We start from the raw sequence: 25,535 nt of genomic DNA, 5'->3' as shown, positions 1-25,535 counted from the left end.
GGGCAAATGCGATCGCCTTTTACCTGTTGAAAATAAGATGAGATCCTAATTTTTGAGTTTAAGTAATATCGTCAGGATTAATCCCGATCGATCTGAGGTATGCAGCTAGTTTTTCTTTCTTTTCCCTTTCAGTCAAGAACCTTTTCCCATTCTCTTCATACCAGAATACCCATTCTCTCTCCCAATCAGCATAGTTGTGGGATTCACAACCAATTCCAAGTTCAATTTCGGGCATCCATACTGGATTTCCTGTCACTAACTCATATTGGTTATTCACTAACTTATAGACTTCGATCGGTTGCCGATTTTTATGCCTTCCTCTTCTACCGGCAAACGAATTGTACACCACATAGTAGAGAACGCCTAACTGTTGATAGCTTTCTAACTTATCCTCATACTCACCGTTGTACTTAAGAGAAACTACTTCTATTACCAGGATAGGCAAAACATTATTTTCTTGCCAGATCAAATAACTGAGGCGACCACCATCACCTGTATATCTTGGGACTCCCACAGATAGGAATCCATCGGGGACAATTGCTGGCTTTTCCTGGTCGTGGTAAACCGCCATATCTACACCAAAGAACCAATCAGGCCGATCGCTCCAGATATCAAGTAAAATATTTAGGAGTAGATTGGGAATAAAATTTTGTAACTCATTGTCCACAGGCGTATCGTCAGAGTGGGGGAGTTCTTCGGCGGTTAGTAATCGGTGTTCATTAGAAGTATTAACCATAATTTATACGCCATCATTCCGACCTGTACGATTATATCATGAATGATACCGAATCCGGGTTAACTACCCCCTTTTTCTTTAAGCCCGCGCAGGCGGGCTTTGTTTGTGTAGCTGCGACTTTAGTCGTCAGGTAAAAAAAGTAGTCAAGGCTTGCGGATTTGGTATAAGCAATATTTTTAAAATCTAATAAAATTAGCCACCCAACCAATTAATCCACCGCCTAAAACTAACCATGCCGCATTTAGGCGATAGCGAATGGCTAAAACTGCTGTAACTAAGGCAATGAATACAGTTTGCCAATCTGTGAGAGTAGCGGCGGCAAGTTTGGCGGTAACAACTGCCATTAGTGCTATTGAACTCACATTCACCGCATCTAAAAAAGCTGCCGACCATTTGGAAGAACGCAAGCGCGGAATCAAAGGATTTAAGGCGGCAACGAAGAAAAAAGAGGGCAAGAAAATCCCTACTGTCGCCACAATTGCGCCTGGGAAACCAGCAATGATGTAGCCGATGAAGGTAGCGGTGGAAAGTACTGGGCCAGGGGTAAATTGACCGATCGCGATCGCATCCAGCAACTGCTGTTGAGTTAGCCAACCATATTCCTGAACCAGTCCCCCTTCTAGAAACGCCACCAGCACATAACCGCTGCCAAATAAGACACTTCCCACTTTGAGAAAAAATAAACCCAGTTGCCACAAGGGGACACCCCCTGCAACAGCCGTTCCAGTTGTCGCCGCTAGTTTCAGCGTCCCAACGCCAGCCAAACCAGCTGCGATCGTTGTTGTCTTTTGATCCGGTGGGGGATCGCCTGGGTCAGATCCACCCAGCCAAATCATTCCCAGCAACCCTCCCACCAGAAGCGCGACGACCTCATTTAACCCCAAAAATAATGTCAGGGATACGAATAGGGCGATAATGAGCAGTTTTGGAGCCTTCAGGGCCGTTTTTCCCAGTCGCCAGATCGCATTCAGAATGACGCCCAGGACAGCTGGTTTAATTCCATACAGCAAGGGGGCAACTTGGGGCAATGTTCCGAATTCCACATAGATCCAGGCAAAGCCTCCGGTGATAACAACCGCAGGTAAAATAAAGCAAACGCCTGCGACAATCAAACCCAGCCAGCCAGCGCGGATATATCCTATGTGGATAGCCATTTCTGTGGAATTTGGCCCTGGAATCATATTTGTTGCGCCTACTAGATCCAGGAAATGCGATCGCTCGATCCACTGTCGTCGCTTGACAACTTCATCCTCCATCATGGCAATGTGAGCGGCTGGCCCACCAAAGCCGATCGCTCCCAGTTTGAAAAATAGTTTTGCCAAATCGCTTAACTGGCTAACATTTTGGTCATTGGTCATATAGCAACCGCCTTGGCGGTTAGGACATTATGAATTGCTGAAGCGTTGGCGGATTCTATAGCTAGGGACTAGGGGCTAGGGACTAGGGACTAGGGGAAGAAGACTGACCACCGACCACTGACAACTGACAACTGACCACTGACCACTGACCATTGACCACTGACTATTGACCACCAGGAAAGCGCTCGATTTGAGCGTAGCCGCTGAAGATCAACTTTTTCCCTTGAGTTTCCAAGCGATTGATCCGCATCGTCACGCCGTCGAGATCGAAGCGATCGAGATCCACCATATTATCCAATACCTCAGCCAGCGCCTTTGATAGGGTTTGAGAAATTTCACGCAGAGATTCCGGTACGGCGTCTGCATAAAACTGAGGGTCTTTAAAAGCAATGCGACGACGGCGCTCAACTGCTAGCGTCATAGTCATGCTAATGGGTACTGTACCGCGATCTGGTAGCTCCGCCTTGGCAAAAAGCCGAATCCGGTTACCACTCTCCAGTTGCAGGTAAACTTCTGTGAAGGAAATTGGTTCACCCTCAGTCAAGTCGCTCAAGGAGTCCAAAGAAAGATTTTGCAGGCGCTTTGTTACCAGTTCTGCGTTGAAGGCTTGATTGATACCCTCTTCCGACAACGTGACTAGCGCGATCGCTTGGGTGGGTTGCTTCAGCGTTATCTTACCGCTCAAAATCGAGCTGAAGTCAATGGATACCGCATCTGTCTCAAAGGACATCTCCTCAACGGGAAAATCCTTGCGAATCACCAAGCCACGACCGCTCATTTTAAAGCTGTCGATGCTCCCCTGCAACAATTTGCTGGACGGCGAGCAGCGTACAGAGACCTCCACAGACTCGCTCTTACTGAACAAGTGGCGGATGGATTGGCTAGCAACAGTGTTGAGCATCCGCTCTCCCCAATCGCTACCACCAGAATTAGTAAAACCAGTCAGGCCACCTAACATAAAGTTTTGTGTCTATAGAAAGTCTTCCTCATTTTTAACAAAATGTGAATAAGTCAGCAATCCGTTGCTTAATCATAGGAAAGTATGCTAAGGGGATGGCCTAATACCTAAGACAGATTGTGCTTTCTTCAAGGGGTGGATGAGGGTAATAGCCTCCCAGCCTTACCAGGAAATAATTTCAGCCATCAGGATAAATGTTATTTGTTTCAGTTTTAGGAACGAGCCTGCCAAAAGGTGTAGGTAAAAGCTAAGTTATCGGTAATCACTGCTATTAGCAATTTCTATCTATTTATTTGGGTGCGCGATCGGCTTACAGCCTAGATTTTTGGTTTAGAAACCCGGTTTCTTCAGCCAAGATTGAGAATAGGGCAAGAACAGTTGACAAAGCATAAACTTAGTTTTGGAGAAACTATGGCAAAGGAACTGGCGATTTCTACCCGTGGACTCACCAAGCAATTTGACCGCTACATTGCGGTTAACGATGTCGATTTACAGATAGAAGCGGGAGAAGTCTATGGACTGATCGGGCCAAACGGAGCTGGAAAAACGACGCTGATTCGGATGTTGGCGGCTGCGGAGGAACCAACGATAGGGGAAATTTATATTAACGGCGATCGCCTCTTGCGCGATCGCAGCAACCCAAACCTGAAACGTCGGCTTGGCTATCTCCCGGATGACTTCCCCCTGTACGATGACCTCAACGTCTGGGACTACCTAGATTACTTTGCGCGGCTTTATCGCTTGCGGGAACCGCGTCGCAGTCAACGCTTGTACGAAGTTTTAGAATTGGTGCAGCTAACCAACAAGCGCAACAGCCAGATTTCTACCCTATCGCGGGGGATGAAACAGCGCCTCAGCCTTGCCAGAACGATTATCCACGAACCGATCGTACTGCTGTTGGACGAACCTGTATCTGGATTAGATCCGATCGCCAGAATGCAGTTTAGGGAAATCATCAAAACATTGCAAGAAGCCGGGATGACAATCCTAATTTCCTCCCACGTCCTCAGCGACTTAGCAGAACTCTGCACCTCAGTCGGCATTATGGAACTGGGTTATCTGGTGGAAAGCGAGTCCCTCAAAGAACTTTACCGCCGCCTCAGCCGTCAGCAAATTGTCATGTCGGCTTTGGGTAGCCAAGATTCACTTTTAGCAAAACTGAAAAACTATCCCCAGGTGGAAGAGTGGGAGGTGATGTCAGCAACCGGACAGATACGGGTTAACTTTTCCGGCGGACAGGAAGATTGTGCTAAGTTGTTGCGAAGTCTCATCCAAGCTGGCATTCCCATGAGCGAATTCCACTGCACCCAAGAAGACTTAGAAACCATCTTCCTCAAATTGGGTCACAAACAAGCCTCGTAGAATTTTTGAAATTGTTAAACTGGCAATTAACGCGACAGTTGCGGCAAGCTGGTCAGTCCGCATCCAAAGCGCTACTAGCAGGATGTGCATTTTAAACCTATTGTTGGAATTTCCCTGAAAATTGCAGATTTTTAGTTAAAAAATGGCATCTGCAATCCGAAATCTCAAATTTGAAATGTATTTGGAGAGTTTTGAGAATGACACTTAGTTTGATAAACCGAATAGGCGACTGGAACCCGCAACTATTGCGAGAACTCAAAGGTCGCCTGAAAACTCGAAATGTAGCGATCGCATCAGCCATCTCCCTCCTGGGTCAGCTGCTATTTGTGATGTCTTACTACGGCCAACTTCCTGTGGAACAGGATTACCCCCAGGAGATTCTCAGCAAATATTGCACAGGCCCTAGTGAGTATAGCAATCAATATCACTGCGTGCAGGATATCGCCGGTAATTTTGTGATTAACTGGCAGTACTGGTGGCTAGACATATTCGTATGGCTCAGTTTGATTAGCATCTTCGTTATGTCGGTGGTTGGCACCTATATGCTGATCGCTGACTTAGCGCAGGAAGATCGTCGCAGCACGCTCAACTTTATCCGCCTCAGTCCCCAGTCTACCCAAAGCATTTTGGGTGGCAAACTGCTGGGAGTTCCCGTTTTGCTGTATGTGGTCGGCTTTCTGGCTATCCCGCTGCATTTGTGTGCTGGTATTTCCGCTTCCATTCCTTTAACTTCCATTCTCACCTTCTACGGAGTTGTCGCCCTCAGCTGCCTGTTATTCTACAGTGGGGCATTATTATTCGGCTTATTTAGTTCTGCGTTTAGCGGGTTTCAACCTTGGTTGGGTAGTGGCTTAGTCTTAATTTTCCTCTGGATCGCTAGTTTCAAACCTATCACCCACGACCCCACCGATTTTGTAAATTTGTTGTCCCCATCTTGGATGATTTCGTATCTAGTTTCTGCGACTTCCTTTGATTACAAATCTCCATTCTCGTACCTGCACATAGAAACCTGGCAATGGTTTTACATCCCGCTAGGTGCAAGTTTTGTGAGCGCTGTTGCCTTTGCTGTATTAAATTCTGGCTTGTGGATTTATTGGTTCTGGCAATCTATGATGCGGCGCTTTCCCAATCCCAGCAATACTATGTTGAGCAAAGGCCAGAGTTATTTGCTAACAGCCAGTTTTGAAGTAATAGTTCTGGGATTCGCCATGCAAAATATGGAAAAAGGGCGGTCTGGGTCACAATGGTTGTCTTTTAACTTGAATTACCTACTTTTCTTTAACCTTTTCCTGTTTTTGTGTCTAATCGCATCTTTGTCGCCTCAGCGACAAGCGTTGCAAGATTGGGCGCGATACCGGCGGGAAAAAGTGACAAATCGCCAGCGTGTCTGGAACGGTTCCTTGGTGCGCGATTTGATGTGGGGTGAAAAAAGCCCGAACATCATGGCGATCGCACTTAATCTGCTCATTATCTCCCTGCCGCTCATCTGTTGGATTCTAGTTTGGCCCAACAATTCAGAAAAAGTTGACGCTTTCTTGAGTTTGGCGCTGACAGTGACCGTAATTGCGATCTATGCTGCGATCGCGCAACTAATGCTGTTGATGAAAACTCAGAAACAAGCTGTGTGGGTAGCAGGCGCATTGGGTGCCGCAATTACATTGCCACCGCTGATATTTGGTGTCCTCTCCCTTGGATCGGGAACAGACCCCTACGTAATCTGGCTGTTTTCAGCTTTCCCTTGGGTTGCCCTCACGCAACATACAGCCGCTACAACCGTTTTCATGGCAATTATGGGCCAATTCACCCTCCTCGCGCTGTTAAATGCGCGATTGTCGCGGCAACTGCGACAAGCTGGTGAATCTGCCTCCAAAGCCCTGCTAGCCGGTCATAAGGCTTAATCAATGGCCCCCCTAACCCCCCAAGTTTGGGGGGAACAAGACTTTTCTCCCCCCAAACTTGGGTGGGCAAAATCTAAACTTGTACCTAAGTCTTGTCGATGTAGTGTAGGGTACTATGCAACGCAGCTACGAGTCTAAACCGGGAAAAACCTCACCCCCCTAACCCCCCTCTCCTCCAGAGGAGAGGGGGGGAAATACTCCCCTCCCTGTTGCGGGGAGGGGTTGGGGGTGGGGTTCCACTGTCCCGGTTTAGACTGGTAGCCTGCAACGCACCCTAAAACTTATTCACAACCAATTAAATTCACAAAAAATACCATGAATCTCCTTTGGTTAGACCGACTGGGCGATTGGAATCCGCAACTATTCCGCGAACTGAAAGGGCGTTTAAAATTACGCAATTTAGCCGTAGTAACTGCGGCTTCTCTGCTAACTCAGTTTCTAGGAGTAATGAATTTTTACTTCCAGAGTTATGAAAGTGGATATAGTTATTGCGTAAAAAATAAGCAATCCGAATGCCTTGTAAATGCGACAGGTCGAATTGTCATTGACTGGCCGCACTGGTGGCTAGAATTGTTTACGATTTTAAGCTGGATTTTGCCTTTCATCTTATTGCTTGGTACTGTCTATACGATCATCAGCGATGTTGGCAAAGAACAGCATAGAGGCACTCTTAACTTTATTAAGTTGAGTCCTGAGTCTAGCGAAAATATTTTGATTGGCAAAATACTAGGCTCTCCTATTTTGCTCTACGGAGGTATCCTCCTGTTTATTCCATTACATTTGGTGTCAGCGATCGGAGCGGGTGTTCCTTTCAGCTTGCTACTAAGCTTTTATCTGCTCGTTTGGGGATGTTGCCTCTTCTTCGGTAACATCATGCTTCTCTATTCATTCCAAGTGCGATTTCATGCTTGGTTGTGCAGCTTTTTAACCTTAATATTTGGATGGCCTTGCCTGCAAATTATCAACTTTCTTCTGTCTACTGGAACAAAGGAAGATGTTTATGATGGCAATTTGCAGTGGTTTTATTTACCAATTGGTAGCAATTTATTGGTATTAGAGGTTTTTTTAGTACTGACTTGCGGTTTGTGTAATTATGTAGTGTGGCAATCGTTAAATCGCCGCTTTCGTCAACCAAACGCAACTCTGATTAGCAAAAAACAAAGTTACTGGTTAGTAGCTGGTTTTGAAGTTTTGATTTTAGGATTTTTTGTAGGAAACTACAAGTCAGACTTTTTAAGTTATCACAGTTATTGGGATTGGTTTGGGTTGATAGCACTTCTGGAAATTATAAACCTCTTTGCGTTTGTGTTTTTAATCCCTGCTTTGTTGCCTCATCGTCAGGAATTGCAGGATTGGGTTCGTTACCGCCGATTGGAGGGGGTTTCTAACCGCAAGGCTTTATGGAATCGCTATTTAGTGCAGGATTTGGTTTGGGGAGAAAAAAGTCCAGCGGTAGTGGCGATCGCACTAAATCTAGTCATTAAAACAGTAGTTTGGACTGCTTGGGCTATATTTTTTACCCGAAATCCTTACAAAATTGAAACGATCGCAGTTTTGATTTTGAGCGCCAACTTGATTTTGATCTATGCTGCGATCGCTCAAATGATGCTGTTAATGAAAACTCCCAAACGGGGTTTATTGGCTGCTACTGCGGTAAGCGGATTAATTCTCCTTCCCTTGTTAGCAATTCAAGAAAGTCCTGGTTTGTTGCTGTTTTCAGTTTTCCCCTGGTTTGCTATAGAACACGCCAGTGCAACGGCCATTTTTATGAGCCTGCTGGGACAATGGAGCCTACTGGGATTGTTGAGCGTACAGATGACGAAAAAATTGCGGCAAGCAGGCGAATCTGCCTCCAAAGCGCTGTTCTCCGAACGTCGGTCTTTACCAACTCAGTAGGTGCTAGAGGCTTTTGTTATAATACCAAATCCGGGTTTATTACCCCCTTTAATTTTTGGCCTAAACATTGTAGAGACGTTTCATGAAACGTCTCTACAGCCGATCGAAATAAAGGGGGTAATCGTTGCGGATTTGGTATAACGCACCCTACAAAAGAAACCTGAATACAAATCACCAATGACCAATGACCAATGACTAATGACCAATCACCAATGATTATTTTTTGAGCGCTTTTTTCAGCAAATCAGGAATTTGAGAAGGACGCTGTGCTACAGGTATTTTTGCTTTTTCAAAAGCTGAAATTTTAATTTCAGCTGTACTAACTTCATCCTCTATAACTGGCTGAGAAACGATCAGGTCGCTAGCGTGGCGCTGACGTTTTACTTCTGGTGCGTAGCGTCCGGCAATATAGACAACTACAGGCTTATTAATCTCCTCTGTAATATATTCGACGACTGTTTCTTCGTTACCGCCTTCAGTCTTTCCGAGTAAAACGATCGCTTTGGTATTATCATCTTTATTTAAAGTTTGCAGCCATTGGCGAAATGAAGAACCCACGATCGCATCGCTGCCAATACTAACGCCCATCGATTGACCAAATCCAGCCTGTGTCAGTTCCAAGGCAACTTCCGAGGTCAAACTGCCGCAGCGACTAATCAGCCCCACAGGCCCTGGAGTATAGAATTCGATCGGATGAGTTCCCAGCAAAAGCTTTCCCGGTATTATAATCCCCATACTGTTGGGGCCGACGATTAAAGTTTTGTGGGCATCGGCAATTCTTAGCAGGTACACCATATCCAGGGGTGGAATGCCGCTGGTAACTATAATAATTTGGCGGATATTGGCTGCGATCGCTTCTAGTGCCGCATCCAATGCCAGATAAGGTGGCTTGAAGATTATGGTAGTATCAATGGAGCCAGTGGTCGGCAGTGCTTGTTCTACCAAGTCGAACACGGGGATATCATGTACCGTCTGTCCCCCCTGTCCGGGACTTACTCCTGCAACGACGTTGGTGCCATAGGCTTTCATCCTAGCGACGTGGATAGAAGCAAGTGGTTCGGTGATGCCTTGGATTAAGACTTTGCTGTCTGGCTTTAAATTCATTACAGAATGCCTTTTGATTACTCTTATTCAGATTTGGGCTTATTGATAAATTTAATTAACTCTCGGATGCTTTCTGCTTGAATTTTGGCTGTTTCCTCTTGTCCTGATTTGATAGCTGGAATTTCCTCACGCAACAAAGTAACTAGGGAGTTGACCGCACCCACCAAGGCATCGACATTGTTGTTGGTTTGTTCCACTTCCTCAGCAATGCGATCGACCTTTTCACCAAGCTTATCAAGCATTTCATCCGTCCATCTTTCAACAGCCATTTTATCACCTCTTTTCTTTTGATTATCCCTTTTCGATCGTCATTTTTCGCTACAGTCCAAACTTCCTCCCCGACCGTCGGTTAAACGCCCCGCAGGATAGCTTTAATACCAGTTTCGCTCATGCGATCGCATTTTCTCTGACCCGTCTGGGTGCGATCGCATAACTTAGCCCTGCTGCGATCGTTTCTGTCCATTCTACCTAATGTCATGGCTCCCTGACAATTTTATCTGCGTACAATATTTTCAGTAAATATACTAAATTGATAGAAGGCAATGATATTTATACTTAAATTTTGCATAATATATATAAATATTGCATAAATTAAGAGTAAAGTTTCTGCTATTTCGCGTGTAATTGCTGTTGACTAAGCGAAGATTTTATACGCTTTTTTGCGAATAGCTACCAATTTTCTCGTAAAGACGATGTTAGTTAAACTTTCGTTCCGTGTTTGTATCAGCTTTTTGAGCGGTTTTTCCTTATATACTGATAGACAAATCAAATAGAAAGTTTTCTTTAGGTAAGCCAAGTTAGCACATAACCGGGCTATTCAATGTTTTTAGGTATGTCTAGGTCTTGGCAGGCTTGATGTAAGGATTTGTAACAATTTCAAATCTTCCGCATAAAATTCACCAAGTCAGCCTGAGAGATAGATAGAGGCGAATAGATTCCAAGAATATCAGGGCCGATCGCATTCAGGAGTGCATCAACATGAAACAGGTTTTTTGTCAAGTTCGATCGCGCTGGCAGAGGGTATTTTGTAGAGACAAACCTTTGCGATCGCACCACCACAGAATTCGGGCCACCTTTGAGCCAGTTAATTGTAAACAAATGTAAATAATCTCGTTCTTCCGCATAAAACCGCAGGCGTTTCACAGAGAGATAGATAGAGGGTCATAGATTCTCACAAAGTTAGTTCGAGAAAAGGAGTGCATCATTATGGATTGGGTTTTTTAGGAAAATGCGATCGCGTAGCGTGCTGGAAAGCGATCGCACCGTTGGAGATCCCCCTAAATCCCCCTTAAAAAGGGGGACTTTGAAGAACACAGAGTTCCTCTTCTCCAGTTCCCGGTTCCCACCTTAAAAAGAGGGCTAGTTCTCCGGTTCCCCCCTTATTAAGGGGGGTTAGGGGGGATCTCATCTATCGCAAACAGCGCTGAAACTTTTGCACCCTGAGACTTTGGCAACCTTATTGCCTGGGTATTTTGCGTGCTTGAAATCTGACAAAAACACCAACATTGTCTGATGTAGGGGCGGGTTTAGCAGACAATCCTTGATTCCAACAGACAACACTGAAACAAAACCCGCCCTCACCATGCAATACCAAAACAACCAAACTTACAACATCAAATATTGAAGGAAAAAACCATGTTTACATCCAATTCTACTAATCAAGTAACCGATCCATTAGTTCAAGATGCACTTCAGAATGCTTACAGCACATTAAATAGCTTTGCTGGTAGTGAAGATTTTCTCAGCAAAATTCAAACTGCTTTTGGTGAAAGTTTTGATGTTACTAAGCTAGAAAATTTACGTCAGCAGTGGCTTAGTGGCAGCTTTGAATCGCTTCCGGGAATTGAAATTCGCACTGGTGCAGAGTTACAAGGGGCAAATGCTGCTTATGCGGGGTCAACTAATACAATTTATGTTTCTCAAGATTTCTTGAGTAAGTATGCGAGTAATGCTCAAGCTATTAGTGCGGTTTTAATTGAGGAAATTGGGCATTATGTAGATTGGGAAATTAATACTGCTGATACTCCGGGGGATGAAGGGGAGTTGTTTTCTGCAATTGCTCAAGGTGTGAGCCTAACTGAATCACAAACTCAGAGAATTAAGCAAGAAGATGATTCAAATGTTCTTAACTTTGGAACACCTAATAATACTTTTGTTTCGGTAGAGCAATCAAGAAATTACTCAAATGGTTACACATGGGATGCTGATTTGGTTTTAGAAAAAATTATTAAAGAGCGTGGTGAAAGCCGAGGACTTTTTATTAATGGTATTTGGACAGATAATGATGGATTTAAAAACCAATTTGAATCAGTCGAATCAAAATTTGGCCTGAGCTTTATTAATTCAATGCCTAGCTCGTTTGATAGTTTTAGTGGTATTCATAATCCTTCAAAAGGTTCAGGTTATCCAGGAAATATTGCAAATGAAGCGAAAAATTTAGGTGCAGAGATTGCTGATAAAATATTCAAACCAGCTGTTGAAGCCTACCGTGAATACTGGGCTAATAAGTTTCCAGACGCTCCGCTTGGTGCAAAAACGCCTGACGGAATATTCGCAGATGAGTTTGCCTTCCTAAATGGAGAAACGAAAAATTATTTAGGATTTTATACAGCAAAAGGAATAGTTGATTTAAGTTTAATAGATGATTTAGTAGGTTTAATTCCAGGTTCAATAGGCGATATAGCAGGAGGTTCAGGTTATCTCGCTGGTCTTTCACATCCATTATTACCACGGGAATCCCTGGCAGATTTCGTAACTAAATTCTTCGATTTACAGAAAGTCGATTTCGGCAACGATCCCTCAACCGATCTATTGGAATCAGCTAGTCAATATTTATTAAAGAGCTTTTCTCCAGCAAGCAAGTTAGTCAATGATATTCCAGTAGAAGGTTTATCAGGTTCTTGGACAGATACCTCTTTGGATTGGTTAAAAAATGAAAATAATTCTATTATAGTTGTTGCTCATTCTCAAGGAAACTTTTTTATTGAAGATGGGTTTCTTGAAAAACAACTTGAGTTCAGCGGAATAAATCCATCCCGTATAAAAATTCTTGCTCTTGGTTCCCCAACTGACTACACAAATTTAAATGGAATATATCAACTTGAATCATTTGTAAATGAGGCTACAAGGCTATTTATTATAGACACTGACGACCCTGTAACAAGATTACAGTATCCATCTTCTAACCCCGATCGGGATAGATTCCTTCATCTTCTTGAAGTGATACCAAATTGGACAAATTTTGCAGGCTATGGCTGGGATGTTTATAGTGAACACGATCTCAATAAATACTTAAATCGTGACGATGTTCAAAAGCAGTTTGAGTCCTTTTTCTTTGATCTGCATCCTAGCGGTTACTACTTCCCACGTGGTAAAACTTTCGGTTCAGATACCAATAGTAACGGAGAATATGTTGCTGGAATGGGAACTGATAAAGGCGATTGGATAGAGGGATCTGATAATTCAGACGATATATTAAATGGTAAAGAAGGTAATGATGTCTTACGAGCAAAAGCAGGCAATGATATTTTAATCAGCGGTAGCGGTTGGGACTTTTTAGATGGTGGCACTGGATTCGATACGGCTGATTACAGTGATTGGGATTCTCCAATCCAAGTGCATCAAAAATATCTTCCTGATGCTGGCTCAGATATATATCAAGTTATTGACAATATTCCTTACGGAGTTGAAGACATTCTCGTTGAGATTGAACAGATAAAAGGCACAAAGTACCATGACGAAATGTATGGAGGTAAAGAAAGAGACATCTTTTATGGTCAAGGCGGGGATGATGAACTTTGGGGAGAGGGATACTCTGGAAGTTTTGGCGATCCTGGACAAATGCAAGACACTGACGAAGTGCCTGGAGGCCCTGATGAGTTTCATGGAGGCCCAGGAAATGACATTCTCAGAGGTCAAGGTGGTAATGACGACCTTTATGGAGATGGCGACAATGATATCCTCTTTGGGGGTTCTGGCCAAGATTTGCTCAGAGGTGGCAGTGGTGACGACTGGATCGAAGGGGGTAGCGACAGAGACTTAATTTTTGGGGGACAAGATCGGGACACTATTGATGGAGGGCTAGAAAAAGACATTATTTATGCCGAGGAAGGGAACGATCACATTCACGGTGGTGAAGAAGACGACATTATTTGGTGTGGCGAAGGTGATGATTGGTGTTCTGGGGATAGCGGTTATGGCCATGATACCGTTTATGGTGAACAAGGTAACGATGAACTGTACGGACAAGGTGGAAATGACCTGATTAGCGGTGGCGATGACAACGATCGCATAGATGGTGGCAGCGATAACGATCAACTATACGGCGATAGTGGTGATGACCAATTAGAAGGCAATCTAGGAGAAGACAGCATCTACGGTGGCGATGATCAAGATTTCCTTAGTGGCGGTGATGATAACGACCTCCTCAAAGGTGAAACAGGAAACGATACCCTCAACGGTGACGCTGGTAACGACCAACTAGAAGGCAACCAGGGAGAAGACTTTCTTAACGGCGGTATCGGCAACGATGAACTATCTGGTGGTGATGGTGTCGATGTCTTACACGGTAACGAAGGTCAAGATATCCTCAATGGTGATGCAGGCAACGACCAACTCTTTGGCGACGTTGGCAACGATACTCTCAACGGTGGCACTGACCAAGACAAACTATCAGGTGGCGATGATAACGACCTATTAAACGGCAACGAAGGTCAAGACACGCTTAACGGTGATGCCGGAAACGACCTCCTCAACGGAAACGAAGGCAACGACCTCCTCAACGGAAACGAAGGCAACGACCTCCTCAATGGCAACGACGGACAAGACACCCTCAAAGGCGAAATAGGAAACGACCAACTCAACGGCGACGCAGGCAACGACATCCTCTACGGCAACGAAGGACAAGATACCCTCAGTGGTGGCACCGAAAACGACCAACTCTTTGGCAACGAAGATGCCGATATATTGAAAGGCGATGCCGGACTCGACACACTCAACGGAGGAATAGGCAACGATACCCTCAACGGTGGCGAAGATGCCGATATCCTCAAAGGCGAACAAGACAACGACCTTCTCAACGGCGATGCAGGCAACGACTCCCTCTACGGTGCCGATGGTAACGACATCCTCAATGGCGGTTTAGACCACGACTTACTCAAAGGCGAAAACGGAAACGACCAACTCAACGGCGACGCAGGCAACGACTTACTCTACGGCGAACTAGGACAAGATACCCTCAGCGGCGGTACAGACAACGACCAATTATTTGGTGATGAAGGCGCAGATATCTTAAAAGGAGACGCAGGTGCCGATACTCTTTACGGTGGCACAGAAAACGATACCCTTTCCGGTGGCGATGATGCCGATAACCTGTTTGGCGAAACAGGCGAAGACCTCCTACACGGAGATGCAGGCAACGACACCCTCAGCGGTGGCGACGGACAAGACCTCCTCTACGGCGATGGCGACAACGACTTTTTAACAGGTAACACCGGAAAAGACACCCTCAACGGAGGCGACGGCAACGACCAACTCCAAGGTAACGAAGACGATGACCTGCTACATGGAGATGCAGGCAACGACACCCTCAACGGTAACGACGGACAAGACCTCCTCTACGGCGATGGCGACAACGACTTTTTAACAGGTAACACCGGAAAAGACACCCTCTACGGAGGCAACGGCAACGACAAACTAGAAGGTAACGAAGACGATGACCTGCTACACGGAGATGCAGGCAACGACACCCTCAACGGTAACGACGGTCAAGACCTCCTCTACGGCGATGACGGCAACGACCTCATGGCAGGCGATACCGGAAAAGACACCCTTTATGGAGGCAACGGCGACGACCAAATGAGTGGCGGCGATGACATCGACCTCCTCTACGGCGAAGCAGGCAAAGACAAAATTAACGGCGATGCAGGCGACGACAGCTTATTTGGTGGCGATGGAGACGACGAACTCAACGGCAATGACGGCGACGACTTCCTAGTAGGTGGCCCCGGTGCAGATGACATTGATGGAGGTGCAGGCAACGATACCATCTCCTACTTTGACTCCAAAGAACCTATATATATGCACCTGCAACCCGGTCGCGGAGTGGGTGGCGATGCGGAAGGCGATCGCATTCGCAACGTGGAAAACGTCGAAGGTTCCGAATACGACGACACCATCATCGGCGACAACGGCCCCAACGTCCTCAGCGGTTTAGGCGGCAACGACATCCTCGATGGCCGAGTTGGTTCTGATACCTTAATAGGTGGTGCAGGCAATGACTCCCTCGACGGACGGGAAGACAACGACCTCCTACTTGGTGGCGACGGAAACGACTACCTCGACGGACGCGAAGGCGAAGACACCCTCGACGGTGGTGCAGGAAATGACATCCTCGACGGCGGCAAGTCCGGTAACGACTGGATGGCAGGTGGCGAAGGACACGACCTCATCTCAGGTTACTCCGGTGACGACACCCTCAACGGCGATGCAGGAAACGACACCATCGATGGCAGTTCCGGCGAAGATAACATTGATGGCGGTACAGGCAACGACCTCATCACCGCAGGTTCCCACAACGATATCGTCAAAGGTGGCGACGGCAACGACACCATTGATGCACATACAGGAGACGACACGGTATATGGTGGTGCAGGTGACGACCTCATCCACGCAGGTTCCAACAATGATTTAATCGATGGTGGTGCAGGTCAAGATACCATCTACGCCGATGCTGGAAACAACACCCTATTTGGCGGACTCGGTGACGACTTCATCTACGGTGCCAAAGGACAAGATACCTACATCCTCGCCTCGAAATTCGGTGTCGAAACTATCTTCAACTTCGCCAAAAATGAAGACATCCTGGGATTAGCAGGTGGTTTAACTTTCGATAAAATCACCTTCTCCGGTGGTACTGGCGCAAATGCCAAAGACACTCTCATCAACGTTAAAGATGGCGACGAATTGCTAGCTATCCTCAAAGATGTTCAATTCAAATCAATCAATGCTTCCGATTTCCTCTCCATCCCCTTCGATATCCCGCCAATAGCAGAAACCTTACCCGGTGAACAAGATACACTTCCCGGTGAACAAGACACCACTCCTGGTGAACAAGATACACTTCCCGGCGGACAAGACACCCTTCCTGGTAACCTAAATCCCACTCCTGGTAGTCAAGACACACTTCCTGGTAACCTAAATCCCACTCCTGGTAACCAAGACACACTTCCTGGTAACCTAAATCCCACTCCTGGTAACCAAGACACACTTCCTGGTAGCCTAAATCCCACTCCTGGTAACCAAGACACCATTCCTGGTAACCTAAATCCCACTCCTGGTAACCAAGACACCATTCCTGGTAGTCAAAATCCCACTCCTGGTAACCAAGACACACTTCCTGGTAGTCAAAATCCCACTCCTGGTAACCAAGACACCATTCCTGGTAGCCAAAATCCCACTCCTGGTAACCAAGACACCATTCTTGGTAGCCAAAATCCCACTCCTGGTAACCAAGACACCATTCCTGGTAACCAAGGCACCATCCCTGCTAGCAGCGAAGACACTCTCCCCAACGACAGCGGTAGCAACGACTTCCTAATTGGCGATGCTAACCCCAACACCCTCAAAGGCGGACGCGGCAACGATACCATCTTCGGAATGGACAATGACGACGAACTCTATGGCAACCAAGACGACGACGTAATCAACGGCAACCGAGGTAACGATCGCGTTTACGGCGGTCAAGGCAACGACTTAGTACGCGGCGGTAAAGAAGATGACCTAGTATCTGGCGATGTGGGGGATGATACTCTCTTTGGCGACAACGGCAATGACACTATTTTTGGCGGTCAGGGGAACGATATCATCAATGGCAACCAAAATAGCGATCGCATCTACGGTGGCGAAGGCAACGATCTCGTCCGAGGCGGTCAAAACGATGACCTAGTAGTTGGCGACGCCGGAGACGATATCCTCTACGGAGACAACGGTAACGACACCTTACTTGGTGGCATTGGCAACGATACCCTCACTGGTGGTACTGGTAATAATTTACTCACAGGCGATGCAGGCAACGATATCTTCCTACTCAGCCCAAGTGGTGGATTTGATACCATCACCGACTTCACCCCCGGACAAGACCTACTAGGATTGAGCGGTATCGCTTTTGACCAACTTACCATTACTCAAGGTACTGGCAGTCAAGCACAAGATACCCTCATCCGCATTGCTTCCAGTGGTGAACTGTTAGCCTCTCTCACGGGTTTGTCAGCTAATGCGATCGGACCGGATATCTTCACGAACCTGCAATAACTCAAATGGCTAGTTATTAAGATTAGGGCTATTATTTGGTACGTTGTTGCGCTTTAGCGCTCTTATTATAACCTGGATAAGAGCGCTGAAGCGCAACAACATACCTTGATTTTTTTACCCCAAATTTTCTTTTACCCAATTCCTAAAAGCTCTAATAGTTCCGCTTCTACCCACAGTTAGATTTTTTTGTACATATTCGTTAATCAATTCTATAATAGGAATACCGGGAAAATTTGGACTGCGATCGGCAACTACATAATGAGCTTCTTGCAACAAGTTAATTTCCAATCCGCGTCTCGTATATCGCCACAATTCAGGCACGCCTAAACGTCGATAGTTATCAAACTTACTTCGAGAAGTTATATCAATTTCAATTGCTAAATCTGGCGGCAGATCGACAGTCAAGTCCAAACTATTCTTACCGATAACAGCCGCATAATTTTGTATATAAAAACAAGTATCTGGTTCTACTGCCTGCGTCATGCGATCGCTCTTAAAAGTTGTCGAACCCAAAACTTCAAAATCGATGGACATTCCATCTAACAAAATTCTTACCAATTCGCCAATAATTTCTTTATCTTTTTCATGTTCTGGTAGAGGCACCATAATTTCTAACCATCCATCACTATAGGAAAGTCTAGCAGCACGACCTTCTCCCAATTCCTCTAAAATAGTTTCAAATTGTTGCCAGCTAATATCTTTCAGCAACAATTGTTGCCCTGGTTGCACGATAATTTGTTCGAGAACTAATTCCATTATTTTCTCCTAACCGCTCAAACTTTACCTACTCAAACCTACTCAAAGGCTTAAAGTCCAGTCATTCGTAGTGGGTCAAGCACCACAGGGTTAAACGGCAAACCCTTTATTCCTTGGTCTAATACATCAGGAATTACTTTTCTAGTAATATTAAATGACCCATTCACATCGGCATTTAATAACCTATCATTCGCTGTCTTATACAATCCTCTAGCTATTCTATGTCCCTGAAATTCAGGTTTTTTCTCCCCATATTTAGGTACATCATCCCCATCTACAGCACTGGCAACAGATGTATAAGATTCTTCTGTAATGACTACTTTTATTCCTTTCAATTGGGCTTTATACGTCAACATTTCTATTAACCTATAATGTGGAATGTTCACAAATTGTTGATTATTCCTTTTACCTAAGTTAATTGATTGTTTCCAGGTAGGATTATGCCCAATTACTAGGATTCCTATTTGATGCTGTCTACACCAATCTATGACTCTTCTGCTGGCTGTATGTAGATAGTTCTCTACTCTACAGTTACGTTTATGAGTGAGATTTTTTAATCTTTGAGATTGGGTTTGATTATGCTTGAGTTTTAGCTGGGATTGTAAACAGGAACGTTGTTTATTGTAAAAGGTGTTAATCGCTTTTAGTGGTCTGCCTTTAATCAATAGAGGTCTGACGCCTGTTTGATTGGTAGTTACAGCCATTAAGTTATTAACTCCTAAGTCTATACCTGCTATTTGTTGATGATTGGTTGTCTCCTCGGCTTTTTCATAAACTATTTCGATTACATAACAACTACTTTTCGGCACTATCCTCGCCTCTATTATTTCCTTTGGTGATGTGGGAATTTGGATTTCACTCATGGAGAACTGACAACTTCCTTTTTTTAAGGCTTTTTTCGAGATTGATTCGTGAGAATATGGGAGAATATTGCGCCCTTTTGTTTTATGTTTATATCTTGGTATTTTTGGTTGACCTAAGAATTTTTCGGGATTTTGTTTCCAGGCTTTTACAGCTTGAAAATAACTTGTCCATGCTGAATCTAATCGGCGGATGATTTGCTTACTAACTTTTGTTGGTAAGGCTTTGTAGTCCTGAGTTTGTGATAGAAGGTGGTAAAGTTGATTAAAGTTTAATTTCTGGTGGTGTTGAAAGAAGTGTTGACGATAATGATAATTAGCTAGGTTAAACAAATTTTTCGACAAAAAAGCCTTGTGGTCAATTTCTGACCAGAGGGGATGGTTTTTTGTAATGATATGACGTTCAACTAGCTTCATGTTTTGATTATATAGCAACCGCCAGGGCGGTTAAGACATCCTCAAACGCTAGAACCAATTGACAGCAAGCATTTGAGTTTTAACTTTTGCTATAACCGCCTTGGCGACTGCTATACTGCCCTTCTGGCAGCGCTGAAAACCCCAGCGCCCAAAAATTACTCATTATTGGCATTTAGCTATAAAAATGAGTAATATTGAGCAGAATTAGCTAGATTTTCTGGAACTGCATTTACCCCCTAACCCCTAATCCCTAACCCCTAACCCCTACATCAAGAACGCTTACCAGAAGGTTTCGTCAAAGCTACTGCTTGCGATACTGCCTCATCCAAATTATCAACCACAGACACTCCCAACTCTGCTAGAAGCAGTTTTGCAGCCTCAACCTCACCACCAGTCAAACGCACGACAAAATGAGGGTAGTGGCCGTTACCACTGGTGCTTTTGCGGCGCACTCGCCCGGTAGTTGACGGCGAAACTAGCGCCTCGCCATAGTTTCGCTGTATAAAGTTGCTAATAACGCCAGCAATTTCGTCGCCGGAAGTTACGCCGCCCAAGATATTCACTACCAAGACTTTGATACTATTTTCGTGTGCGATCGTTTCCAGTCCTCGTTCCAAGCGATCGCAAAGCGTGTCTGTAGCATTGCTGGGAACCTCTTCCCCCACATTCAGACAGCTACCGGGCTTTCCTCCCGCTTGGTACAGTGAATCCAAAATAGCCATTGCCAAACCAGTCCCATTGCACACAATGCCGATATTGCCGTCCAATGCCCACAAATTGCCGTTGAGGGATAAAGCTGGGTTTTCTTCAGTGGTGTGGCAGGAATGAGGTTTACCCCGCTGTACTTTTGCCGCTAGTACAGCCAAATCAGGATGGCGTTCCAAAGCACAGTCGTTGACGGTCACCTTACCATCGAGAGCCATGACTTCGCCATTGAGATTAACTCCAAGGGGATTGATTTCCACCAAATCCAAGTCTTTTTGGACAAATAGCTTGTACATAGCTTCAACGATCGCACTTACCGACTGAATCTGATTGCCCTGCAATCCCATTTTCAGCGCTAACCGTCGTGCATAGAATGGAGAAAATTCCTGCTCTACTACTACCTGCTGCATTTGCTCCATTACCGCCTCCACATCGATGCCTCCCTGTGGAGAACCCAAAAGCACAGGGCGACGAAGGGTGTAATCTAGAGCCACTGCCAGATAAAACTCTTTCTCGGCGTCGTATCTCGCCTCTGCCAGCAGCACCTCTGGAAACTGACCCATAATGGGTAGGTGGAAGATTGTTTGAGCAGCTGCGATCGCATCGATCGTATTTTCCACAAACTTAATCCCACCAGCTCTCCCCCGTCCCCCTGTAGGCACCTGCGACTTCAGCACTACCGGATAGGGAATCTTCAGCGCCTTTATATCTCTGGGACTGTCAATTCTTTGAGAAGGCAAAACCGGAATACCGATTTCGCGAAATAATTCCTTTGCCTGATACTCTAATAAGTCCATATCAAAATGAATAATTAAAAACCAAAGAGGAAAGAAAGCTGCTTCATTTTTACTTTAGCATTTCTATTTTTTAATAGAAATCGCATTTTAAAGATAAACGAGTTAATTCCCTCTTTCCTCTTCAACTTTTATTCTTTATTTTTTAATTGCTCCTGCCAGTCTTTAGCGACCAGATCGATCCCGTAGAACTTTTGCCAGAAGCGGTCTACAGCCCAAGTCGGCAAGACTTTTGTCATTAAAAACAGCAAGATATCGCCACCTGTGGCCGCAATATAGCGCGGACGGGGACGGGGGTCTGTAAGCGATCGCAAAATCACCTCCGCCACCCGTTCCGAAGTCCAAGCTTGACTGCTCGTTTGTTTCTCCAAGCCTTTTAACTTCTCAAAAGCAGCCCGGTAGGGAGTCTTTTCAGGCTCACTAACTGTCTGCTCAACCGCTTGGCCAGCCACATCAAAAAAATCCGTACTCACCGGCCCCGGTTCGATCACGCTGACCTTAATATTAAACGGCTCTAGCTCCATGCGTAGAGCGTCGCTAAGCCCTTCCAAAGCAAATTTAGAGGAACTGTACATACCCCCAAAAGGAAACGCCAGTTTTCCTCCCAAAGAACTAACATTGATAATTCTGCCCCCGCCAGACTCGCGCATCACCGGAATTAAAGCTCGAATCAAAGCCAGTGGCCCCAGTAAATTCACCTCTAACTGCCGCAGAGCCGCTTGGGCCGAAATGTATTCCATTGGCCCCATTTGACCGTAGCCAGCATTATTCACCAACGCATTGACCCCACCGAACCGCAGGATAGCAGCTCTAGCCAAAGCTTCAACTTCCTCGACTTGCGACATATCGGTGGGGACAACTAAAACTTCTGCCCCTGCTTTGCTACAGTATGTGGCAGTTGTTTCCAGCTTGGTCTGGTTACGAGCAGCCAGCACTAATCGGATTCCCGGAAACTGTTTGGCTAAAACTTGTGCCAGAGCAGCGCCAATCCCAGCGGAAGCGCCAGTAATTACAACAACTTGTTCAGACAGTGGAATGTTTGGAGACATCACAATAGAGAATTGCCCAGAACGCGAATGGGAACGACGCCCTATTTTCTAATGTAAGCGCATAGTAAGGTAATAAACAGGTTCGATCGCAGAAAAAGGGCTCTTCCGTGCTTACTATGCTATTTGGGCAGAGGGGCAGAGGGGCAGAGGAGCAGAGGGGAAAAAAAATAAAAATGTTCTTAATTGAACAAAAGCATAGCAACTCCGAAAGAGCCAAAAAATGTAACTCCAATTGGAATTACCAAGAAATCATCTATCCTAAGTCGTAATTTCAAAGTCCAATCAAATCCAGAATTGAAAGGTGGTGCTAGATGGAAACAGCAGTCCAGAAGGATGATTTACAAGCACTGGGGCAACTTTTGCAGGAGCTACTAAACTCAGAGTTAGCGACCAAAACTCCCATTCAGGTCAAATGTACTTTCCAGAACGACATTTTGGTGATTTTGGCTCAAGAGGCGAATCCCCTTGTTGACCAAGCACAGCCAATCTTCAAGGTACTACAAGAAACCATTGAAGGGTTGCATCTATCATTTCCCAGTTCGGTCTGGGAACGAACTCAACAGGTACGCCTTTTCTTGAGAGCGACAGGACAAAGGCAACCCTTTGCTGTCCACGAGTTTAAGCTTGAAAAATCGGCTGACTCTGATGAGTCCTCTTTGTCGGACTCAGAGGCTGCTTTTATCCTGGGTAATTCAGATGAGAATACGTTCAAATGGCAAGAGCAATCAGATGATATTTGGGAATCTGTACTAGAAGAGGAGTCGAATTTGGATGAAGCAACAGAAGACGCCGATACCAAGGCAGTAGCTGAATCGACCTTAAACTCGAATTTAATTGCGGATTTGCCTCTAGAGGAGCCGAAGACCGATTTAGAGCCAGATCCCGATCCTATTCCCCAAGAGCATATACCAGGGGTAAAAGTCGATCGCAAAAAGCCCCAATTTAAAGTCCCTCAGTCAGTATGGAAAATTGGCGCTGGAGTGGTAATAGTGGGTGCTTTGGGTGGTATTTACGCTTTTAGTCGCCCTTGCGTGGTGGGGGGGTGTCCGGCGATTCAAACTGCTAAGCAGCTGAGTCAGGATTCAGCACAAACCCTGAGAAATGCAAAAAACGATCGAGATGTCAATCAGGGAAAAGAAAAATTAACTAAAGCGATCCAACAGTTGGAAAGCATCCCCTTTTGGTCTAAATATCACTCTTCATCTCAGCTACAGTTGCAAATTTACAAGGGCGCTGTTTCTAAGGTAGACTCGCTTTTAAACGCTGTGGACAAGGCTAAAGTTGCAGCTGAAAAAAGCCAAAATCCTCCCCATCCAGTACAGGAGTGGCAAGAAATACAGACACTGTGGAATCAGGCTCTAGCTTCTCTTAAAAAAGTTCCCCAAAATAGCCCAGTTTATCCCATAACCCAAGCCAAATTAAAAACTTATCAAGCTAATTTAGCAGCAATTAATAACCGAGTCAAGCAAGAGCAGCAGGCTGAAACAAGACTGGCAGCAGGCAAAGAAACCGCACGGTTGGCCCAAATGCGTCAAAGCGTAGCCAAGACTTTGAATCACTGGCAACAAGTTGAGTCAACTTGGCAAGCTGCAATGAATTCTCTCTCTTCAATTCCGAAAACCACAATGGCTTACGAGGAGGCACAGCAGTTGCTTTCTAGCTACCAGCCTAACTTTGCAACGGTGCGCGATCGCAAAAATCAGGAGGAGATTTCTGATAAGATTTACAAACAGGCAATCTCCATTGCTACTCTTGCCAAAAACCTCGAACAACAAAACCAATTGACGCAAGCTGTAGCCACTTGGCGCAGAGCATCAACCTACGCCAAGCAAGTACTCCCTGGCACTTATTACTACGATCTATCCCAGCCACTTAGCGACAACTATACAAACTCTTTAAGGCAAGCCCAAACAAAACTCCAAACCACTTTAATTGTCCAAAAAGCAAGTACGGATCTTAATAGAATCTGTGCTGGCGTACCCAAGATTTGCGATGCCACTGTTAATCTTCAAGTAATCAAAGTATATCTAACTCCCGCTTACGTAACCAGTGTGAGACGGACTGCTATGACTGCTGGATTGCACGGGGACGCCAATACCATTGCAGGCGTAGACGATCATTTGAAAACGTTACAAGCAGCGCTAGAAGCAATTAGCGAAAACGCGGGTATAACTCTGGAAATTTACGATCACAATCGTTCGTTGATTGGGAGATATATTCCCAAGCAAATTGCTAATAGGTAATAGGGAGATGGAGTGGGAGAGTGGGAGAGAGAATCACCAATCACCAATCACAACTGACCACTGACCATTGACAACTGACAACTGACCACTGACCACTGACCATTGACAACTGACCACTGACCACTGACAATTAAATTTTTAGTTGTGCGTCTGAGTTGAAAACTTGTTGACAAATTCCCTGAGTGACTAACACAGTGGTAATCAAAGTTGCCAAAGCCTGCACGAACAGAATTAACATCTGGTAGAATGCCGCAACGAAGGGACTTGCACCACCCAATATCTGACCTGTGAAAGTCCCTGGCAATGTAACGACACCTACGACCATCATCGTGTTTAAATTGGGAATCATTGCGGCTTTAATCGCTTCTTTGCGATAGTTGGCTACTGCTTGTTGAGGCGTAGCGCCTAAGCTGAGGTGAGTTTCAATGTCTAGGCGTGCTATGTTCAGAGTACTGGTGAGACGTTCACCCGCGATCGCAGCACCGTTCATAGCATTACCCAGAATTATCCCAGCAAACGGAATCAGATACTGCGGCTCATACCAAGTCTGCGGTTTGATCACCAAAATACTGATATAGGCTAGCGTCAGGGCAGTACTCAGCAAAAGCGAGCCTCCCACGACTGGCAACATCTGGGGTATTTTATTGCCAATCCGGCTTTTGGCTACCCTCGTCGCAATTATCAGCATTACCGCCAAGACAGCCACAACCAGTGCAGGATTTGGCCGAGCGAAAACCACCTCTAGAACAAATCCGACACCGAAAAGCTGTAAGATGGTTCTACCGGCGGCGATCGCTAGAGGCCATTCCAAACCCAGCTTTTCTGTGGCAGATAAACCGATCGCAACTGCAATCAAACCCAATGCCCAGATAAAGTTTGTCGGATCGAGATTAGTTAAATCCACTGCTGTTGGGGTATTAGCTGCGATCGCAATATCGAGGAACACAAATTTATTTCACAGTAGTAAACAGTCAACTGGTTGACAAGATCCTTTTCTGACCTAAGATAATCTACCATAATCGTTGAAAAATATACATCGGAACAAGCCATTCACCTCGACTGCGCGACTGCGGGGCTGACGGGCCATCC

Annotated in this window: 17 protein-coding genes; 5 read left to right on the top strand and 12 right to left on the bottom strand. The window is 45.4% G+C overall.

Annotation, left to right across the window (positions count from 1 at the left end; genetic code table 11):
• Positions 1-58: 58 nt before the first annotated feature.
• The 3 genes from LAY41_RS04375 to LAY41_RS04365 all read right to left on the bottom strand — a co-directional run bounded on the left by LAY41_RS04375 (position 59) and on the right by LAY41_RS04365 (position 3,052).
• Positions 59-736, bottom strand: coding sequence for a Uma2 family endonuclease (locus LAY41_RS04375; protein WP_249094534.1), 678 nt, complete (start codon positions 734-736; stop codon positions 59-61).
• 176 nt (positions 737-912) lie between these two features.
• Positions 913-2,094: a chromate efflux transporter gene (gene chrA / locus LAY41_RS04370; protein WP_249094531.1), complete on the bottom strand. Its 1,182-nt coding sequence runs from the start codon at positions 2,092-2,094 to the stop codon at positions 913-915.
• A gap of 163 nt (positions 2,095-2,257) precedes the next feature.
• Positions 2,258-3,052 carry an LmeA family phospholipid-binding protein gene (locus LAY41_RS04365; RefSeq protein WP_249094528.1) on the bottom strand — a complete coding sequence of 265 codons (795 nt, stop codon included), beginning with the start codon at positions 3,050-3,052 and terminating at the stop codon, positions 2,258-2,260.
• 411 nt (positions 3,053-3,463) lie between these two features.
• On the opposite strand from LAY41_RS04365, the gene LAY41_RS04360 reads away from it, so the two are divergent.
• The 3 genes from LAY41_RS04360 to LAY41_RS04350 all read left to right on the top strand — a co-directional run bounded on the left by LAY41_RS04360 (position 3,464) and on the right by LAY41_RS04350 (position 8,208).
• Positions 3,464-4,414, top strand: a complete 951-nt coding sequence (locus LAY41_RS04360) for an ABC transporter ATP-binding protein (protein ID WP_249094521.1) — start codon at positions 3,464-3,466, stop codon at positions 4,412-4,414.
• A 197-nt stretch (positions 4,415-4,611) separates the two neighbouring features.
• Positions 4,612-6,312 carry an ABC transporter permease gene (locus LAY41_RS04355; RefSeq protein WP_249094517.1) on the top strand — a complete coding sequence of 567 codons (1,701 nt, stop codon included), beginning with the start codon at positions 4,612-4,614 and terminating at the stop codon, positions 6,310-6,312.
• A gap of 315 nt (positions 6,313-6,627) precedes the next feature.
• Entirely contained in the window at positions 6,628-8,208 is a 1,581-nt protein-coding gene (locus LAY41_RS04350; RefSeq protein WP_249094514.1) for a hypothetical protein, read from the top strand.
• 216 nt (positions 8,209-8,424) lie between these two features.
• Here LAY41_RS04350 and LAY41_RS04345 read toward each other — a convergent pair whose 3' ends face one another.
• The 4 genes from LAY41_RS04345 to LAY41_RS04335 form a co-directional block, all read right to left on the bottom strand.
• Positions 8,425-9,312, bottom strand: a complete 888-nt coding sequence (locus LAY41_RS04345; RefSeq protein WP_249094512.1) for a succinate--CoA ligase subunit alpha — start codon at positions 9,310-9,312, stop codon at positions 8,425-8,427.
• Positions 9,313-9,335: 23 nt separating this feature from the next.
• Positions 9,336-9,581 carry a hypothetical protein gene (locus LAY41_RS04340; protein ID WP_249067659.1) on the bottom strand — a complete coding sequence of 82 codons (246 nt, stop codon included), beginning with the start codon at positions 9,579-9,581 and terminating at the stop codon, positions 9,336-9,338.
• Positions 9,582-9,661: 80 nt separating this feature from the next.
• Positions 9,662-9,790: a hypothetical protein gene (locus tag LAY41_RS32155; protein ID WP_275973905.1), complete on the bottom strand. Its 129-nt coding sequence runs from the start codon at positions 9,788-9,790 to the stop codon at positions 9,662-9,664.
• A 398-nt stretch (positions 9,791-10,188) separates the two neighbouring features.
• Positions 10,189-10,455, bottom strand: a complete 267-nt coding sequence (locus LAY41_RS04335) for a hypothetical protein (RefSeq protein WP_249094510.1) — start codon at positions 10,453-10,455, stop codon at positions 10,189-10,191.
• A gap of 492 nt (positions 10,456-10,947) precedes the next feature.
• Here LAY41_RS04335 and LAY41_RS04330 point away from each other — a divergent pair, with 492 nt between their 5' ends.
• On the top strand, positions 10,948-17,622 hold the full coding sequence (locus LAY41_RS04330; RefSeq protein WP_249094508.1) for a hypothetical protein: 6,675 nt from the start codon (positions 10,948-10,950) through the stop codon (positions 17,620-17,622).
• A 114-nt stretch (positions 17,623-17,736) separates the two neighbouring features.
• On the opposite strand, the gene LAY41_RS04325 is transcribed toward LAY41_RS04330, so the two are convergent.
• From LAY41_RS04325 to LAY41_RS04310, 4 genes are all read right to left on the bottom strand, one after another.
• Complete coding sequence (locus LAY41_RS04325; protein ID WP_249094506.1) at positions 17,737-18,378, bottom strand: Uma2 family endonuclease; 642 nt, start codon at positions 18,376-18,378, stop codon at positions 17,737-17,739.
• A 50-nt stretch (positions 18,379-18,428) separates the two neighbouring features.
• Positions 18,429-19,655: an RNA-guided endonuclease InsQ/TnpB family protein gene (locus LAY41_RS04320; RefSeq protein ID WP_249094505.1), complete on the bottom strand. Its 1,227-nt coding sequence runs from the start codon at positions 19,653-19,655 to the stop codon at positions 18,429-18,431.
• A gap of 269 nt (positions 19,656-19,924) precedes the next feature.
• Positions 19,925-21,157 carry a succinate--CoA ligase subunit beta gene (locus tag LAY41_RS04315; protein ID WP_249094504.1) on the bottom strand — a complete coding sequence of 411 codons (1,233 nt, stop codon included), beginning with the start codon at positions 21,155-21,157 and terminating at the stop codon, positions 19,925-19,927.
• A 128-nt stretch (positions 21,158-21,285) separates the two neighbouring features.
• Positions 21,286-22,203, bottom strand: coding sequence for an SDR family NAD(P)-dependent oxidoreductase (locus LAY41_RS04310; RefSeq protein ID WP_249094689.1), 918 nt, complete (start codon positions 22,201-22,203; stop codon positions 21,286-21,288).
• 311 nt (positions 22,204-22,514) lie between these two features.
• Here LAY41_RS04310 and LAY41_RS04305 point away from each other — a divergent pair, with 311 nt between their 5' ends.
• Positions 22,515-24,446: a hypothetical protein gene (locus LAY41_RS04305; protein WP_249094503.1), complete on the top strand. Its 1,932-nt coding sequence runs from the start codon at positions 22,515-22,517 to the stop codon at positions 24,444-24,446.
• 130 nt (positions 24,447-24,576) lie between these two features.
• Here LAY41_RS04305 and LAY41_RS04300 read toward each other — a convergent pair whose 3' ends face one another.
• Complete coding sequence (locus LAY41_RS04300) at positions 24,577-25,392, bottom strand: ABC transporter permease (protein ID WP_338022927.1); 816 nt, start codon at positions 25,390-25,392, stop codon at positions 24,577-24,579.
• Between the last annotated feature and the right edge of the window lie 143 nt (positions 25,393-25,535).

Origin of the sequence: Argonema galeatum A003/A1, from assembly GCF_023333595.1 — a bacterium.
Classification (GTDB): domain Bacteria; phylum Cyanobacteriota; class Cyanobacteriia; order Cyanobacteriales; family Aerosakkonemataceae; genus Argonema; species Argonema galeatum.
This window is presented reverse-complemented; position numbering and strand designations above follow the sequence as displayed.